This window comes from Cyclobacterium sp., assembly GCF_014762705.1.
Classification (GTDB): Bacteria; Bacteroidota; Bacteroidia; order Cytophagales; family Cyclobacteriaceae; genus Cyclobacterium.
This window is the reverse complement of record NZ_JABURL010000044.1, coordinates 24,739-42,320: the sequence shown is the minus strand read 5'-3', so window position 1 is coordinate 42,320 and position 17,582 is coordinate 24,739. Positions and strand designations below refer to the sequence as shown.

18 protein-coding genes and 1 pseudogene are annotated in these 17,582 nt (G+C 48.9%); all 19 read right to left on the bottom strand.

Translation table 11 applies throughout. The annotated features are described in order from the left end of the window. Positions 1-357 precede the first annotated feature (357 nt). Positions 358-951 (bottom strand): hypothetical protein, encoded by a 594-nt coding sequence (locus HUJ21_RS07820; protein ID WP_291368498.1) that lies wholly within the window; start codon positions 949-951, stop codon positions 358-360. A 126-nt stretch (positions 952-1,077) separates the two neighbouring features. Next, on the bottom strand, positions 1,078-2,109 hold the full coding sequence (locus tag HUJ21_RS07815) for a serine hydrolase domain-containing protein (protein ID WP_291368496.1): 1,032 nt from the start codon (positions 2,107-2,109) through the stop codon (positions 1,078-1,080). Positions 2,110-2,229: 120 nt separating this feature from the next. Then, entirely contained in the window at positions 2,230-2,400 is a 171-nt protein-coding gene (locus HUJ21_RS07810; protein ID WP_291368494.1) for a hypothetical protein, read from the bottom strand. Positions 2,401-2,456: 56 nt separating this feature from the next. Further along, positions 2,457-2,534: a hypothetical protein gene (locus tag HUJ21_RS07805; protein WP_291368522.1), complete on the bottom strand. Its 78-nt coding sequence runs from the start codon at positions 2,532-2,534 to the stop codon at positions 2,457-2,459. 322 nt (positions 2,535-2,856) lie between these two features. Then, entirely contained in the window at positions 2,857-3,573 is a 717-nt protein-coding gene (locus HUJ21_RS07800; protein WP_291368492.1) for a hypothetical protein, read from the bottom strand. Beyond that, complete coding sequence (locus tag HUJ21_RS07795; protein ID WP_291368490.1) at positions 3,570-4,727, bottom strand: serine hydrolase domain-containing protein; 1,158 nt, start codon at positions 4,725-4,727, stop codon at positions 3,570-3,572. Before HUJ21_RS07795 ends, HUJ21_RS07800 begins: the two co-directional genes overlap by 4 nt. Positions 4,728-4,950: 223 nt before the next feature. Beyond that, entirely contained in the window at positions 4,951-5,748 is a 798-nt protein-coding gene (locus tag HUJ21_RS07790; RefSeq protein WP_291368488.1) for a LytTR family transcriptional regulator DNA-binding domain-containing protein, read from the bottom strand. Between the two features lie 250 nt (positions 5,749-5,998). Continuing rightward, positions 5,999-6,211, bottom strand: a complete 213-nt coding sequence (locus tag HUJ21_RS07785; protein WP_291368486.1) for a hypothetical protein — start codon at positions 6,209-6,211, stop codon at positions 5,999-6,001. A gap of 19 nt (positions 6,212-6,230) precedes the next feature. Beyond that, positions 6,231-6,605, bottom strand: a pseudogene (locus HUJ21_RS07780) (class I SAM-dependent methyltransferase); the annotation flags it as partial. 12 nt (positions 6,606-6,617) lie between these two features. Beyond that, positions 6,618-6,827, bottom strand: a complete 210-nt coding sequence (locus tag HUJ21_RS07775) for a hypothetical protein (protein ID WP_291368484.1) — start codon at positions 6,825-6,827, stop codon at positions 6,618-6,620. A 203-nt stretch (positions 6,828-7,030) separates the two neighbouring features. Next, entirely contained in the window at positions 7,031-8,521 is a 1,491-nt protein-coding gene (locus HUJ21_RS07770) for a hypothetical protein (protein WP_291368482.1), read from the bottom strand. Between the two features lie 98 nt (positions 8,522-8,619). Further along, positions 8,620-9,564, bottom strand: a complete 945-nt coding sequence (locus tag HUJ21_RS07765; protein WP_291368480.1) for an alpha/beta hydrolase — start codon at positions 9,562-9,564, stop codon at positions 8,620-8,622. A 196-nt stretch (positions 9,565-9,760) separates the two neighbouring features. Then, a complete protein-coding gene (locus HUJ21_RS07760; protein ID WP_366483678.1) occupies positions 9,761-12,379 on the bottom strand; it encodes a penicillin acylase family protein in 2,619 nt (872 codons plus the stop codon). Positions 12,380-12,452: 73 nt separating this feature from the next. After that, positions 12,453-13,031, bottom strand: a complete 579-nt coding sequence (locus HUJ21_RS07755; protein WP_291368478.1) for a YdeI/OmpD-associated family protein — start codon at positions 13,029-13,031, stop codon at positions 12,453-12,455. Between the two features lie 245 nt (positions 13,032-13,276). Beyond that, on the bottom strand, positions 13,277-14,710 hold the full coding sequence (locus tag HUJ21_RS07750; RefSeq protein WP_291368476.1) for an amidohydrolase family protein: 1,434 nt from the start codon (positions 14,708-14,710) through the stop codon (positions 13,277-13,279). Continuing rightward, positions 14,707-15,399 carry a DUF4386 domain-containing protein gene (locus tag HUJ21_RS07745; protein ID WP_291368475.1) on the bottom strand — a complete coding sequence of 231 codons (693 nt, stop codon included), beginning with the start codon at positions 15,397-15,399 and terminating at the stop codon, positions 14,707-14,709. The genes HUJ21_RS07750 and HUJ21_RS07745 overlap by 4 nt, the downstream gene beginning before the upstream one ends. After that, positions 15,386-16,108, bottom strand: a complete 723-nt coding sequence (locus HUJ21_RS07740; RefSeq protein WP_291368473.1) for a DUF4386 domain-containing protein — start codon at positions 16,106-16,108, stop codon at positions 15,386-15,388. The genes HUJ21_RS07745 and HUJ21_RS07740 overlap by 14 nt, the downstream gene beginning before the upstream one ends. A gap of 22 nt (positions 16,109-16,130) precedes the next feature. Next, positions 16,131-16,502, bottom strand: a complete 372-nt coding sequence (locus HUJ21_RS07735) for a DUF6567 family protein (protein WP_291368471.1) — start codon at positions 16,500-16,502, stop codon at positions 16,131-16,133. Continuing rightward, a complete protein-coding gene (locus HUJ21_RS07730) occupies positions 16,499-17,539 on the bottom strand; it encodes an NAD(P)-dependent alcohol dehydrogenase (RefSeq protein WP_291368469.1) in 1,041 nt (346 codons plus the stop codon). Before HUJ21_RS07730 ends, HUJ21_RS07735 begins: the two co-directional genes overlap by 4 nt. Between the last annotated feature and the right edge of the window lie 43 nt (positions 17,540-17,582).

Genomic DNA, 17,582 nt, shown 5'->3' with positions numbered 1-17,582 from the left:
TAAAAACACAGGTTTTTCGAGAGGTCATAGTCATGCGAGTTTGGTAGTCTTTTTGTCGTGAGGGGTGGTTTACAAAAAATAACTAAGGTGAAATTGAAAGTCCAAAATGAATCCGGTTTCATCAAAAAATCTGCTGAATAAAACCCTTCATAGGGGTTTTCGGAGTTTCTATTGTAGGTGAAAGCACCCATTTTAACATTGGTACCGAGGTAAACACCTTCAAAGAGTTTGATTTGAAAACCATATCCTACATTCCCAACCAGGTAGTTGTAGGTCGCGGGATAGTAGGTGTTTAGTTGATGATGATTAATAGATAGTTGTGTGACGAAATATAGGTTGAATTTCTGATCGATTCCATTACTCAGGGATTGTGTATTCGATCAATTCCTCCACGTAAAAAAAATCACCCTGATTTTGGGTCAGTTTAATGAAATTTTTAACAGCAGGGGCATATAACCAAACCTCCTCTTCATGGGAATTGTACCCTCTGGAATTGGTGGTTCTTCCGGTATATTTAATGGTGTATGCCATGAATGTTCCCGCCGCTACCGTTTCTTCCTGGTAACTCAATACCTCTGCCTCCTGACTTTGGCTTCCCGTTGTTCCATCCTGGCTGGTCCAGTTGTTTTCATATTTCCACTTTTTACCCACTTCCAAAGGCCAGTCGTATTTAGGAGTATCGCTATCATCGGGCCTGACTATTTCAGTAACAGGAATGGTATCATTTCCTACGGTCATGCCTAAAACGCCATCCACATTGACTATTTCTCTGGTATCTTCGCCATCCGAGCGGACTTCTCCCTCTGTGGTGATGCCCTTGTATTTCCAAACCCATTTTTCACCGAGCCGGTAATCGGCAAGCGTTGGTTGCCGGGAGATATCAGATGTCAATGAACGGCTACAGGAACCAATCATTACCAATGCCAAACATAATAAGATGTAACTTTTCATTTTTTAATTTATTTTGAATTTACGTACTCCGCCTTAAGCCCTTTAGTGTGTTCCGGTGGTCTTTACCTTGGTGTAGATGAGGTCCCCGCCCACCTACAGAGGCCGTGGATAATAGCGGTGTTATGGCTATTGATTCTTTCTGATTATTTGCGCCATTCTATTGTTGATTATTTCTGACAGGTTCCAATTGTAAAGCTTAGGGTCAGTTGTGCTGTAGAATGCAATAATAACGGTATCTATATCCTTATGATATGCTGCAAAACTCTGGTAGCCCGGAACCCAGCCTCCATGTTCGTACTCGTAAATGGAAGCATATATTTCCTGTTCTCCGGGTTTAAACAATGATCCCTCGTTCAAGGCCCTCAAAAAAACACCTACATCCGCTGCAGTGGCGTGCATGCCGTGGTCATTTGTCTTGAGATCAGGAGCATATCCCACATGGTAGCCACTCATTACATCGGCTATATTCACGGCTTTCAGCGATGGGTAGGTATTCCTGAGCTTCAGGGGATTTAAAATTTCCTCCCGGATAAACTCAAAGTTGTCATACCCCAGCACATCATCCATGATCTTGTTGATCAACAGGTAATTGGTGTTGCAGTATTCATAGTCTTCACCGGGTTCGAAGTTGGCCGGTTTTCCCAGTATCAATGCAAGGCTTTCTTCGTAGGATTCGGTGGGAGAAGCCCAGAAACCAGGTGCATCTGTAAAATTGGGAATCCCGCTTCTATGCTGAATCATCAACCTTAACGTGATTTTATCTGCATGCTGGATTTTTCCTTCAAGTTCCGGCAGGTACTCCACTAAAGTTTTATCAAGAGAAAGCCGTCCGTCACTTACCAATTTTGTGACGGCTACCGCATCATATAGCTTGCTGATACTTGCAATCTTAAACAGCGCATCGGCTTTGGCCGGTGTTTCGGATTCCCGGTTGTGCCAGCCAGCAGCATACTGCTGCGGTGTCTTGCCCCCCTGGTCGATATAGACGATCATCCCGTCAAACCCATGAGCGATTGCCTCCTCCAACTGTTCCTGAATAGTATCATGCAGGGGAAGGATCCAGGCTTTCACCAACAGCCAGGGAACAAAAAAGAGGGAGGCGATTGATCCAAGGATCAGGACTACTCTCAGTACTTGCCTGGTATATTTCTTTTTCATGATTCGGTAAGTTGAGACGCTTCTTTGTTTTTATCAGGTTCCACAGCCGGATCTACAGGTTGGCATTTTCCATTCAATTTTTGCCAGTAATTCACACCGGCGGACCTTTGGGTTAATACCTTAGGCTGAATCGCTGTCTTTTTGGTGCATGGAATATCCTAGTGCAGCACCAATGGCGATTCCCAGAGAAATGCCAATCGCAAGGTTGCCCATGGCGATTCCTATGGCCGCGCCAATGGCCGTTCCCATAGCGATTCCCACTCCAAGGTATTTTGTTTCTTTCTTTTCCATAATCTTCTGATAGGTGATGATCCATCCTGATAAAGCCTACTCAGGACGGGTTCGACTTAGGCTACAGCAAGGACCACATTCCCTCTCTTGTGACCCTGTTCCACATATTTGTGCGCTTCTGCAATTTGCTCCAGGGGATAGCTTCGATGTCATGTTTGATGGGATTTGATGATAACACTTCAAAGATGAAGAATAAAAGCTATCCGGAAGTTCGCAATTTCAGCAATAGGTTCGGAATTACATATCCGAACCAAAAAAAGAGGGTAATCCGAAATTAATGAATCAAAAACTGCCTCAACAAAAGGAACGCTACCAGCTACTGCCCGCCAACCCGGAAGAGTGTAGAAGGAAAGGCAGACGACGGGCCTTCCCGGCTCTGATTACTGGCTAAATTGAATGGATTCCCCGAGGGATACATGGCTTGAATTCCATGTCCCGACACCTGTTTCGTTTGCGCTAAAAGGTATTCCGTCTCACATAGTGTCGCTCTATGGTTTGGTTGCTATCGGAGATCCCCTTCATCCGGAGTTCTTTTTCATTGACCGTTATCCGCCAGCTTTCGACCGTTCCATTTTCCTGGTCAGGGAGCAGGGTGACTTCTGGTTTATGCCCGTGAATATGCCAATACCCGGTCCATCTGTTTCCCTCCGGCGTAAAATTGATATAGATCCGGTCCCAGCGGATGAACAGTTTGTGTTTATTCTCCGGATCGAAATCCCCTAAAATGGATGTTTCATTTTCGGTGATTTCCACCAAATCCCAAATGCCTTTCAAGTAGTCGGCAGGCGACCGGGGCAGCTCTTCAACAGGCACTAAAGATACCTCAACTTGCATACCTTCCTCCGCCCGTTGCCAGCGCATGTTTGTTCCATGAAACGATACGGAAAAACCTCCGAATTCGTCCGCTATATCTAAGGGATCGGTGGCCGTGTAACGATTGTTTTCTACCTCATACTTCCACCGCCCACTTCCGTTTTGCAGCCAGCCATTTCCGACTTGATAGGTGCCATCCGCGTTGATTCTGGTCCATTTTGCCACCGGGGTCATGTTTTCCTCACCAACCGTTACTTTTTCGACCGACCAGAGACCCAGCATCCGTTCCCGTTGAGCGGAAGCGGTAAATGAAACAAGGATTAAGGTTAGTATTGCCAGGCTTTTCAATTCTTTCTTCATGGTTTTTTCATTAAGATTTCGGTAATTTTTTGAGCGAGTTGCATTTCGTTCGTCCGGTTTCCTACATTGCTTAAAAAGCTGATCACGTACGCACCCTGGTTGATATTGATAAGCAACGCTTTGTAGCCGTCCGTGCTGCCTCCGTGAATGATGTAGGGCGTATCGATGCCTAAATCACCCATCTTGCTTTTGTTTTCTTTATCAAATATGACCCAGCCGTAGCCATAGCTGACATCTTTACTGATGCCGGACAGATGGTTTTGCTGTATCAATTCCAACGATGCCGCTTTCAGCCAACCGGGGTTGTCCATCACCTGCGCCCAACGGCTCAGATCAGCAGCGGTAGAGAATATCCTCCTGCTCAGGCTCAGGTCGATGAACGGGTTTTCCAGCCATTCCCCGGTGGACGCTTGGTGGGTATACGCTTGGGCCAGTTGAGGGATCAGGCGTTCGTTGAGCCCCTCTGACACCGTGTGTCTCAGGCCTAAAGGCTCGGTGAGTTTTTCTTTGAGCAGCTCTGCAAACGGTTTGGAATAGGTATCGGCCAGGATGATTGCCAGCAGGTGGTAGGCGAAATTGCTGTAATGAAATTGTTCTCCCGGTTCGCCGATCGGTGCGAGCAGACTGATGAAGTCAACGTAGGCGGCATCGGTAAATCGCGAGCGTTTAAATTTCAGGAAATTATCCTGCCTCAAGGCTTCCGCTACGCCGTCATAATCGGCTAAACCGGCAGTATGCGTCAGCAGGTGGTGCAAGGTGATGTCCGCATGAAATTCACCCTGGTAGGAAAAGCCGGAAAGCAAGGACGCAATGCGATCATCAAGCTTTAGCCGCTCTTCTTCCACTGCTTTTAAGGCCAGAGCTGCAATCATCGATTTATTTACCGAAGCGATATCAAGTTTTACCTCTTTGTCGAAAGGAATGCCCCAACTCCGATCGGCCAGACCCCAATAGCTCTCATAGATCCTCTCCCCATATTGCGTGATGACCACGCCTCCATGAAAGAGGTCCTGCTCAAAATGACTTTGAAAAAGTGAGTCAAGTTGTTGGGAAGCGGTAGGGATTCCGCCATGCAGCGAACGCTTGCCTTCCGGCTGACAGCCGATTAGCACCGCAATCCCGGATACACAAATTAGGTGGAATAGCTTTTTCATCTGTTTATAATTTATTTTTAATAGGCCAGATAGCTTGTCCCGATACTAAATCGGGAGGATCTTTGACGATTAAAATAATCATTGCCCTGTGTGTCTACTGATGATTTTAATCATGTCGATTTCATTGAATTTCCTTTTCGGTAAAGATGCACGCTGAAAACCTGATTTGGCGAGGGGAAGGGCTGTTTTGGGATAAAAAGCGCCTATTTGTGACGAATAAAAATCAGTCCTCGAGAAACTGTTGCCGATAGGGTTTGGATACGGGTACAGCGGTCCCATGGACCTCCAGAAAAAGTTTTCCTTTGACTTGCTTCACGGCCTGTATGTTTCGGCGATTGACCAAGTAACTTCGATGCGTACGTACGATTTCCGGGTAAGCGCTCAGCTCTTGTTCCAGGGCTTTCAGCGGTTTGCGAATAAGGTGTTGTTTGGCCTGTCCGTCTGAGATGTAAGCAATGGTAATGTAGTTTTCCGAGGAGTTGGCATAGAGAAAGTACCGAAGCTTCAGTCGCAACCGATCTTTCCCGTTTTCCGATTGAAAAGTGAGGAAAGGGATCGTTGGCGTTTGGGGAATGGCAATCCGCTTAAGTACCAAATAAAAGAAAACCGGCAGGACCATCATTAAAGGAAACTCCTTCATGATCAGTCCATAGGATCGCAGGGTCCATTCCTGCCAATTCCAGAAGAAATTAAATAAAAGAAAAATAAGATGGCTTCCCACTACCACCAAACTCAGGTACCAGAGAAGGAAATGGAGAGGTCGGGTAAGCGTCAATTTTGGTTGAATCCAGCCTTCAAAAGCGGTCAGGTACACAAAGGTCAACAAACCAAAACTGATGCTTCGAAAAAGATGGGTATGACCGGAATAAGACAGTCCTTGCTGTATACCGTATGCTCCGAAAAAATACAAAAAATAAAACACCGAAAAGCCGGAAATAAGGCCAAAAATGACGGAAAGGAGCCTGGGAACAAAGCCCATTCCGAATCTACCTTCTACGAACGCTAAATACTCCCTGCTCATCTTTGCACATTTTTACGCGGATGGTTTACCAGTAATCGTTCCCATCACTTCCGTGAAACTCTCCAAGCCTGCCTGCACCAACATCGCATCGATGGTATCCTGCGCTCGTTGTTCCGGATTTTGATTAACGGCTGCCGTCATTTGTTTTCGTTTGGTTCAGTTGGGGCTGGCAGCAGCAATGTTAAGTATAAGCACCCATTTTAATGGTGCTTATAAAGTGTTGTAGCATGTTTTAATTTTAACGTTGAAGCTATTTTACAGAGCCGACTCCCACGGTTGCAGTATTTCTGAGTGTGATAGTTCCCTTTCCATACTTTTCATTTACTATCTCAGCCAGGGCATCTCTCACTTTATTTATACCATCACTACCAACCTTTTGAAAAAGCATTTTAACTGGTGGAGCGCCTGTTGTTAGCATAGCCCAGATTTCATCAAAACTATCGATGCATAACTTTCTTGTCACGTAATCGGTTGAGACATTCTTAAACCTCGCGGCTTCCACCTGCTGTTTGAAATTTTCTAAATCTGCTAAGGAGAATACAGGTGGGGGGACTGTCAGGATTGGGAAAGTCAGGAAATGCTCTCTGAATAGCATTCAAAAAAATGGCAAAACCTTCAAACTTATCAGGTCCGGCCCAGCCGCTTACCATTGCTTTTCCTCCCGGACGAAGTACCCTACCCAGTTCTGTAAATCCTTTATGCCGGTCAGGGAATAACATCAGCCCAAAACTACACGCTGCACGATCCATGGTGTTATCACCAACCTGTAGATCCATTCCATCCATCGTCTGAAAAGTAACATTTGGCAGATCAGCGTTGTCAACTTTCTCTTTAGCAAATTCAAGCATCTTTTCAGAAAAATCAGTAGCTTAGACAGACTTAGCGTGCTTTGCCAGTTCTGTGGTTAATGCCCCTGAACCACAGGCAACCTCTAGTGCTTCGTGATGATTTTGAACATCAAGCCGATTAACAAATTCTTCAGCATAGGTTTCCATCATGTAGGGGGCTACTCTCCTGGCATAGCCTTGACTTGCTGCACTCCAGTTTTCTGGAGTATCAATCGTTTGAATTTTAGTCATTTAAAAGGTATTTGAGTTAATTAATTGATTTTAGTTCAATATGCTACAACTGTTTGTTTATGCCTAATGGGGCCGAATGGAACCATTATCGCATAGCTGGTGCTAGGCATAAATTTCATCGTTTCTGTTTGACGATATCTTTTTATATTGTTGATATGAGATAGCTGAGGTAGAGATATTAGTATTATAGAAATCAAATATTATCATTTATCATTACATGGAATAGGATCGGAGGCGTTTACTTGTGAATAGGTTGAGCCATCGCCAAGAATCATTCGATCGTTTGTGATTCCATTTGATGTGTTCCAGCAATTTTGTCTTGCGTCGATATCTGCATTTAGGGCAGATAGTATTAATTCGGCTTCTCCGTTATTCTTGATGACATTGTTCCGCATCCATACCTCGAAGTCCGCACGTTCCGGACTACTGCGGCGCTCCTCACTCAACAAACCAATATAGAGTCCGAAACCCCTTCCGTTTTCAATTCTGCTGTTTGAAACTGACAGCTTATACTTACCCAATGGTAGAGGTCTCTCAGTAAATGGTGAAGAACCCATTATAATATTACCACTTCTTACCGTTTCATCGCCATAATTTTGGGTGATCCTAGCATCATGAACGAGACTTTCATTGACATTAATGGATACAAGCGACTCATGCTCCTTTGTCGAGTCTGAGGAGGGAAAATTCATTATTGTTCCTTCAATATTAGTCATCGCCTTTTCAAGTGTACATTCCTCGATATCGATGGATACCTGGGCAGGGCTCATCCAAACCGCACCAAGCACTCCATCTTGACCCACCTCGCCTGATGTACTTCTAAACAAACGGGCCTTTGACCTGGCTTTAGAAGAACCCAGGACTATCAAATTGCGGCCTCCTCTACTCATTCGGCCACTAACCTTGGAACCCATTAGCTCCAACGTAGACTGTGTCCCTTCGCCGATACTGGCGGATAGAATGCTACAATCGAACGGAGGTGCCACCGGTGATCCACCCAATACTTGACAATCCTGGATACTCAACAAATGTTCTGACGCGGCTGATGAATAAAATCCTATACTCACGCCAGCAGGATCTATAATACTTGTGGATGTTATGCGATTTTTGTCAGGATTGTCATTGTTGGTTTTGATTAAAACGATCCCCCCGTGTGGCAGCCTACCGTAGATGGGTAATTCAAAATCTGTATTTGTTAGGGATTGGTTTGCTTTTGATATGGTGACTTGGTCGATCCACGCCCCCGTTACATTCTTACCATATACTCCGCTTGAGTATGTATTTTCGATGTTAATATTTCTTATGTGGCTGTCCTTGGCCAATATAATGCCAATACCACTCATTCGGGAAGAATCAATATTGGTGATTACAGGATTTCGGCTACCTGGTTGTGCTATTCCAATAAGCTCCTGTCCCTCTTTTAGTATGAGACCTCCAGAAAGAGGTTTTTCGGAAGGTAAAATCAAAATAATGTCTCCGGGTTTTGTATAGGTCTCGATTTCGATCGAAGTCCCAAAAGGGTGATGAACACTTCTTCCACCACCTTCTGCGCCGGCCTGTACAAACCAAACATTTTTTGCTGATTGACCAATAATCTGATTGGTGAGAATCAAAGGTAAAGTCAAAGTTAAAATCCAAAATTTAAAGGTTGGAATCATGGCGATTGGAAGTATATTGTAAATTTCTCTTCTCATTTCTGCTGTCAATCTGTCCAAATTGTTCCTAACGGTTTGGGTATCGTGCGTGGCGGCGTTTAGCCGACATGAACGACATACACCTTGCTGGCAGAAGTCTATTCATACATTTTACCAATTATCAGTGAAGAACATTCACCAGGTCGATCGAGCCAGGGGCAATGACCGGCATTTTCTACTACTTTAAATGTATAGGCCTTTATTTTTTTTGCCTTTTGAAGTCCAGTATCATACTTTTCGAAAGCATCTTGGTCTCCCCAAATGAAGTGTGCTGGTATTTCTAATTGATTCAAACGGTCGGTTAGGTAATATTTCGCTTTCCACCCTCTGATAGTTAAAACATTTTCTAACATTGTTCTGTGGGCCACCATTACTTCGGGAAGAAGCATGTGATGATAACAGTTTTCAAAATAAACTTCAGGCAATTGATTGATACTTGCTACAAGGATTTGTCTATGAACCATTTTTAAATTGGAAATACTCGGTTTTGCGAAAGTTTTGGCAAGTAATTTATTGATTCCCTTTGTGCCCAACAGTCTAAGCATAAGAGGAACCCATCGATTCATTCCAGCAGGAGCTCCAATCAATAGGAGCTTATCAACACGTTCTGGATATGACATCCCAAAACAAATTGCAAAATAACCTCCCATTGAATTACCAAGTAAAGATGCCTTTTGTAATCCGACACTGTCCATAAAGGAGTGTATAAAATTAATTGAACTTTTTTCATAGTCAATGTTTGTGTAATTAATAGGGTCTGTTAGACCATGACCCGGTCGATCTACTACAAACAAGTGAAAATGGTTGGACAATTGTTTCAACATTGGAAACCACTCCGAGGAATGACTGAGGCCACCATGGATCAAGATAAGAGGCTTTCCACTTCCAAGTTCAAGGTAGTGGACTTTTTTAACGTCGCTGTCATTGACAGTTGCAAAATTTGATTTTGGCGAGATGCCGGCTTGATTAAAAAGTTTTTCCCTAGTTTCCTTATATTTATTTAAAGCTTCCATTTCTGTAGCTATTTTTATTTCCGCCAACATCCGTATATAGCTCTATTTTGGAGATGAGTTGCGTGCATATGCACTATAACAAATCCATTTCTCCCGGTCATTCATTGTCAAATTAAGAAATCCGGAGGAGAAAAACCAGCAGTCCGTTTAGATTTTGTGAGGTACGGACACAAAGACCAGCAAAAGGCATCAAAAAGGACCATTCTTAATCCACGCACCCAACCAATCACCTCTTCGGCCCCAGAAGCGTTCTTTCCACCGCCACGGAATCGATTTTTTCCCGGGAATAGTACAGCGGAAAATACTCGTCTTTGGCCCAGGATTCGAATAAATTGGCGTAAAAAGGACTTGCGGGATCGCCGGACTGACCGGGGGCATTGCTGGCCTGGGTGGCGTCCCAGGCTCCCGTGTTCACAATGATCCGAAAAGAAGCACCCGAACTTTGCCGCTTGTTGCCCCCCGTGGAACCGGGGGTGTAGGCATTGCCGCCCCGCGGCAAAGGTCCCAGGTTCAGTTGGGCCTTTACCTGCTCATTGCTAATTGCTCCGAGGCTGTGGACCAGGTACACATGCTTGAAGCGCTCCTGCCCGTACTGCCAGTTTTCCCGGTTATCTCCCAGATTTTCTTCCAGATCGGCCAAGCCCTGCGCAAAGGCCTCTGCCAGCAGGCGGTCCCTGCCGGCCTCGGGATCCGGGCCAAAGCGTTCGTCCGGTGCAGCGATCCAGTCCAGGATTTTCTTCAGCTGGATCTGGCCGATGGCCTCTCTTCCAGCCTCCGGCACCAGGCGTTCGCTAGCCAGCCGCAGCAGCGCATTTTCAAATGCCACGTAGATGGCGGCCGGAATGGAGTTCGGGTCCAGCCTATGGTCCCAGCCCCGCAGCCGGTCCCGGTCGGCTGCCGCCTTGCCGGAAAGGGGAAGGTCCAGCAAACAGGGCACCAGCTCCCGGGCGGGAATGCTGAGGTAGTCTACCTGCAGGGCTTTCATGTCTTCCATGGTAACGGCATTCTTCGCTTCCAGTACTTCCTCCACCCGGTCGCCGCGAAAAGGATCCGACCAGGAAAAGCCGATCGCCTCCCAATGGGTATAGTCGGCAGGCGTCACGTTTTGATTGGCGGTAGCAAAGTAGCCCTCCGGGGGATTGACGGTATGGGGCTTCTGCGGGATGGGCAGGTAACCCTCCCACTCGTAGCGCCCGTCTCCGGGCACGGGCACCAGGCCGCTGAAATTCCGCCGAATGGGCGCAATGCCCACGGCCTGCCAGCCAATGGTACCATCCTCGTCTGCCCAGACCATGTTCTCCCCGGGAATATGGCTGTAGGCACAGGCCTCCCGAAATTCCTCCCAGCTTTTTGCCTGGTCCATGCGCAGGGAAGCCAGGTAGGGAGCTCCTCCGGGTTCCAGCCAGGCACAGCGTACCGCATAGGCCCTATGGTGCAAAGAATCCACATAGGTCACCGGTCCGTGACGGGTGTAGCGCAGGCTAACTTCCTGATCCTCCTGGCCCTTTACCGGGATGGTCTCGGTAAGGATCTCCATGTCTTCCCAGGCCCCATCGTAGCGGTATTGGTTGGGATTCTCCGGATTCAGCTCGTACACGTACAGGTCTTCCCCATCCGTCCGGAACACGGTGAGTCCCCAGGCCCCGTAGCCGTTATGGCCTATGGAAATGCCGGGGATCTCGGGTTCTCCTCCCCCGATTACATCCCATCCGGGGGCATTCAGATGCACCATATAGCGCAGCGAGGGAACGGCGATGGTCCGATGCGGATCGTTGGCCATGTAGGGATGCCCGCTGGCGGTACGCGAACCGTCCACCACCCAATTGTTGCTGCCCAGGGAAAAAGGCGCCTCCTCCGCAAGGCCCGCAGTTTCCTCTGCGCTGCCCATCTCCGGATTGCGGTATTCGGGCAGGATATCCTCAGGCCGGAAGGAAAGGGGGGTTCGGTAGGCCTTGTACAGGGCCAGAATATCGGCAAACAACAATTCCGGCTCAATCTGCGGATCCAGGGCAATCTCCGGGTCTTTGGGATGAAACCACTTCAGGTCTTTGACCTGCGCTTCACCCAGGCGTGCCACGGCCCTACCCAGGTCCAGTTCCTCTTCTATGTTCCCCAGCAGCCCCTGGTGCCGGGATATCACCACCTCGGGTGTCCATTTTTCCGGCAGGATGCCGAGCATCCGGAAAGGCGGGGGAAGTTCTTCGGGCATGGACCGGATTTCCTCAATATAGGCATTGACGCCCTCCGTATAGGCCATGATGATGGCTTCTCCTTCGGGGTGGTAATGATTCATCTCCTCCTGCATGTCTCCCCGGAACCGAAACAGCCGGGTACCGATGTCCCGCTGCAATTCGGCGGGTCCCAGGATCTCGGCTACCGTGCCGGTGGCCTGCCGCCTCCAGATCTCAAATTGAAAAAGGCGGTCTTTGGCAGCAGCATAGCCCTGCGCAAAAAACAAATCGTGCTGGTTGTTGGCATAGATGTGGTTCACACCCCATGGGTCACGGACGATCTCTACGGGTTCCTGCAGGCCGGGAAGGGAGATCCCTTCGGTAGGGTTGGATTCGCAGGCCCAAAACAGGGGCAGGAAGAAGGCAAGGGCAATGGCTCTCATAGGTAGTTTGATTTTGAATCGGTAAAAAAGAAGGAGAAGGTACGGGCAATGCCCGGCTGTTGGCATACCGCTCTGGCAAAGCCCCTTTATCTGCCCGGAATGGACCGGGAGTTTTCCTTTGCGCCAAACACAGTCAGGCACCAGCACTTCAGGAGTAAAGGCCAACCATTTTTCCCCGCATTCAATATACAGCAAAAATACCAATTGCCCAATGGAGGACTTACCGGACAATCCTATTGGGCTAGATTCAAAAAGTAAAAACAGTCAGTGCCTATACACTTCCTGCTGAAAGGCAGATTGGCTATCAACTTCCCGGCAGTTTTTCGCCCCTGGCAGCCAGCTGGGCAAGTCGGGAGATTCTTTTTTGCCTGGTTTTTTCGGTTCGGGCCAGTTTGAGCCATCTCAATACAAAGCGCTTGCTGGAGGGATTGATGGCTTCAAAAAAGGCGGTGGCCCCATGGTAGTTTGCCAGGGCTTCGGACAGGTCCAGAGGAACAATCAATTGATCTACCTCATCCATAAAGTCCCATAGTCCACTTGCTTTGGACGTTTCTATGGCTATAAGTCCCGATTCCTGCATTTTACCTGCCGCAATTAGTTTTGCGGCCCGCTCTTTGTAGCTTCCTGCCCAATGTTCCACCTTTCTTCTGGCGATCAATTGCATGGTCCGTTGCGCGTCCAGCTTGCGCCGGATGCCGTCGATCCAACCAAAACAAAGCAGCTCATCGAGCAGTTCCTCTCTGGAAACATACCGTTGCGGCTGGCTTTTCTTCCAGGTCACCAGCCAGACGCTCTCCTGCTGGCCGTGATGCTGCATCAGCCAGGATCGGAGTTCCTCCGGAGAAGAAACCTCCACTTTTTTGAAATTTTCGGTTTTAATCATTGCTGCTATGGATTATCAATCTAACCCTGCTGCGACAATTTGGTTCGCGAGTCGAAGCAATACCATAGCCTACTGTGGCTTTTTTTGTCAGAATAGGGTCGATTGCCTGAAAACGGGCTTCGAATGACCAATCTATTCTTCTACGCAAACGGATTTCATCACATTAGAACGACCGGTTCCGAACAGGATTCAGGATTAGCTTTCAAGTAGGTCACTGCATCGCCAAAGCAAAGAAACCAGCTGGCTCAGCGCTCACGCAGCAAATATTCCGCGTAACGCAGGGCCGAGGGCAGCAAATTTTTCCGCTCCCGTGCATGATCCGTAAACGCCTCCAACTGCTCCCGGGAAATGTAGCGCCCGCCTATCCAGACTCCTAGCGGTTCCCGAAGCGTGTCAAGATCTTTCAGCGGATTGTCTTTCACCAACACCAGGTTAGCCGTTTTGCCCACCTCCACCGTGCCGGTATTGGCCAGAAAGTCGTGGGTTTTTGCCGGATTGACGGTGGCGGTTTGTAGTGCCTCAAAAACGCTCAGGCCGGCTTCCCGGTAAAAGGCCAGTTCCTGATGCATCGAGACACCGGCCGGAGTGATGCCGATGCCGGCATCGGTACCGGTGACTAGGTTAACGCCTGCCTCCTGCAATTTGCGAACCGCAAGCAGGTGAAAGCGGTGCTGCGCCAGGATCTTGCCTGCCAGCAGGGAATCTCCTTTTGCCGCCGCTGTCCAGCGCTGGTACTGGGCCTCGCTGTCCACCATCCGGATCAGTGGATTCATGAAATCCAGTTCGGGGGCGTCCAGTATCCGCTCTTCAGTCAGCAGGCGATAAATATTGTAATAGACTACCAGAGTAGGACAGTGTGCGGCCGAGGGAAAGGAAGCGTAGTCCACCACTACCCGGTCCAGACCGGCGGTATCCAATTGGTAGTTCAGGGCCTGCTGCACGATGTCTTCGGTATGTTCTACGCTGACAATCTCCTCCCGCAGGTGTGCCGCATAGGGAAGGGCAGCCGAGGGATGGGCGGCGATGTCCATATCTTGTATCCTGCACTCCTCCAAAATGGCCTGGAAAAGCTCCGGCGTCAGCCCGTTGTAGGTCTTGATAAAATCGTAGCCCCGCGCTTTGTAGCTTGCCACTTTCTCCCGGGCCTGGGCTGCAGAAAGAAGCTGCAGGTTATCGTCTCCCACGTAATCGGGCCCGGTGAGCTTGGGTCCGGAGGTATAGAAGTCCGGCCCCAGCAACTCGCCCTTTTGGATGGATTCCTTCATGCGCAGGTGCATGGGTTGTCCCCATAGGTTGCGCACCGTGGTCACCCCATTGGTCAGGTACAGGCCCAACTCCTGGGAATCCCAGACGTGCACGTGCATGTCCGTCAGCCCGGGCATCAGGTAGCCACCTTTTCCGTCGATTACCGGGATTCCGTGCGCCTCCAGATCGGGAGCGATCCCGGCAATTTTACCATCCCTGACCAACACCCGTTGATTGATAAGCACCGTATCGACCGTCATGGGTACGACTTGGACGTTTTTGATCAGGTAATCGCGCTGCTGCCAGTCAAGTTGCTCCGAAATTTTCAGATAAAAAAGGCTGCGTTGCTCCTGATACATCGTGGCAAAAACAACCAATAAAATCACCAAGAGCAGGCCGCCGGCTACCCGGCTTATTTTTTTGACCAGTTTCATGAGAGGGCAGCAATTGGTTGAGAAAAGTGCTGCCGTCCAGCCCGGAAAAGCAGCCAAAGCGCGAATCCGATCTCGGCAAGGGCCATGGGTACGCTCGCTACCATTTCAATCACCGCAATGGGCTGCGTAAAGCCTGGGAAGGCTATTCTGGCCAGGTGGATACCGGTGTAACAAACACCCGCCACCAGCAGGAGTCCACCAAAAAAGGAGGGCACGTACTGTGCTTTGATGGCCAGGTAGCCCAGCCCCAATAGGTGAAATCCAAACAGGATCAATCCCTGGGACCATACCGACTCAAATCGCTGCAGGGAGAGCAGCACTTCAGTAGCACCTGCAGAAGCTTCCACCAATGCACTTGTCTCCAGCAAATGGGCCACTGCCGCTAACAATAGGAATGCATAAATTATCCTGATCAATGCTGTGATTGCCGAGAGGCGGGGATGGACTTCCTTCAGGAATCCGTGTAAACTGCCTGCTACCATCAGGTCCAACACCGCAATCGCTCCCCATGCTGCGATCCCATAACTGAACAACCTACCCGAAGACTGCAGGTTGCGGTAGGTTTCTTCGGGATTGTTGGGATCGACCAGCCCGCTGTACACATGTCCATAGGCAAAGCCCGCGAGCAGGGCCATGGCTATTAAAGCCAGCCCGGAAAGAAGGGCCATATTTCGTTTATTTGACATCATTCGCATTCAATTTACTTATAAGAAATCCTTTTATCAACAAATAGGCGGTGAGTGTAACCTCCCCCAGAACAGCCGTCACTCCCACCAGCACCGCCAGCCATGCTTCATTACCGGGAAACAGGAAATCGCCAAAGGCCTCCATTTCGTAGCCTATCCCGGCCATGATCATTAAGATCCCCAACCAGCCTGGTACTGGAGAGCGGTACAGCAGGAGCCCTAATAGCAGACAATGGAGGCCAAAAAATACCCCGGCTATCAGATAGCCTATTCGGTGCGCCTCCATAAAGAGCAGGCTCATCGATTGAAGCTGCGGTCCGTCAAATCCAGCGAGGAAATCCGGTGCCAGAGCGGTCTGTAAGGCCAGGTAATGATTGAGCAGATTCAAGCTACCTATCGCCGGATGAGCCAGTAGCCGCAACACCATTACCGTCAGCGCCACCGTCTGCCCGTAGGCACGAAACAGCTTGAATAACAAGATCGAAATGATCGCATCCAACAAAAAAGCGATCAGATCGAGTCCCAATCCCAGGCGAAACAAGTCTTCCTCGCCCGAGATATTCAGGGAGGTGGCCACCGCATCATCCGGAACGATCAGACTACTCCGGATGTACCCCTGACTGAAGCCAGCCAAAACGATTACCAAAAGGTACATGAGGCCCGTTTGCCTCATGTACGCCTTTCTTTCCAATAATTCGTGTAGTGGATTCATAGCGAAATATCCGTATCCACCTTTACTTGGTGAATTCCACCACCGTCCCACTCACGGTCAGGGTGCGCTTGTAGTAAAAGGGAGGGACCCCACCCACATGTTCTTCGGTAAGTACGTTGGTAATGGTACGGCTTCCGGAGGTCAGGTCCGCCTCTTTGAGCATGGCCGCATAGGCTTCGTTGTAGAGACGGGTGCGTTTCGTTCCACCGAAAATCAATACGTAGTCTACCGAAGCCGCGCCGCTGACCTGGCCAATGACCTCGAAATTATTGCTCCCCAGGTGCACCTCGGTGCTGTTTTGGTTTTGATTCAGGACCCAGGCCTGGTTGACCCCACAAGATCCCAGCCCGATGACTAAAGTCAGGGCGATAACTGCATTCCGTACGTTTTTCATGTTGTTTGTTGTTTAAGAATTGGTTTTGATTGAAAGGAGGTAAAATCCTCCGAGTTGATAATAATGATGTTTCCTTTTTTATGTCCGGAGTCGATGTATTGGTGTGCTTCGGAAAGCCTTGCCAGCGGATATTGCCGGTCAATCACAGTCCGTAGCTTTCCCGCTTGCTGCAGTTCCAGCACCTCAGTCAACAGGCCCCTAAGCTGACCGCCAGAAAGCAAACCGGTCGCTTCAAAAACCGCCTTTTTAGACGAAAAGAAGCGGGTAAACAGCATTTGGGCGAGTAGTGAAAACTTGAGAACCGGAGAATAATAGGTACCCTCCTTTTTCAATACCCGCCGACAGTCCGCAAAGGAGCGTTTACCCAGGGTATCAAAGATCAGGTCGTACCGGCGGTCACTTTTCGTAAAATCCTCTTTCGTATAGTCCACCACATGGTTGGCTCCAAGTGATTTTACCAGGCCTGCATTCCTGCCGCTGCAAACTGCAGTCACTTCTGCGCCCAGGTAGCGGGCAATCTGTACCGCGGCCGTTCCCAGGCTTCCGGAGGCACCGTTGATCAATACCTGATCGCCCGGTTTTACTCCACCAAGACGCTTCAGGTAATTGTAAGCCGTCAGGTGGCCGTCGCAGAAGCTGGCCGCCTCCAAAAAACCCAGTGTTTCGGGGAGCGGCAGGAGTACTCCATTGGCTTTTAGGCGCAGGTATTCGGCGTTGGCACCAAATCCAATGGTGGTTTCGCCGAAAACCGGATCCCCCACCCGGAAATTTCGAACCTGGCTGCCAGTTTCTACCACGTAACCGGCAAATCCGGTTCCCGGTATGGGGCTTTTAGGTTTCCTTAGTCCGATAATGAGCCTGCCAAACCAGGGCTTACCGGTACGCATCATCGCGTCTGCGGTGGTAGCCGAAGAAGTGATGACTTTCACCAATACTTCATCCGCTGCGGGCTGAGGCCTGGCCACCCATGTTGCCTCCAGAACGGAAGCTGGGCCGTACTTCCTGACCCTGATGGCTTGCATTTTTTCTTTGTTCATGACAGTTCCTCGTTGTTTCGGAACAAAGATGGTCCATGGAAGC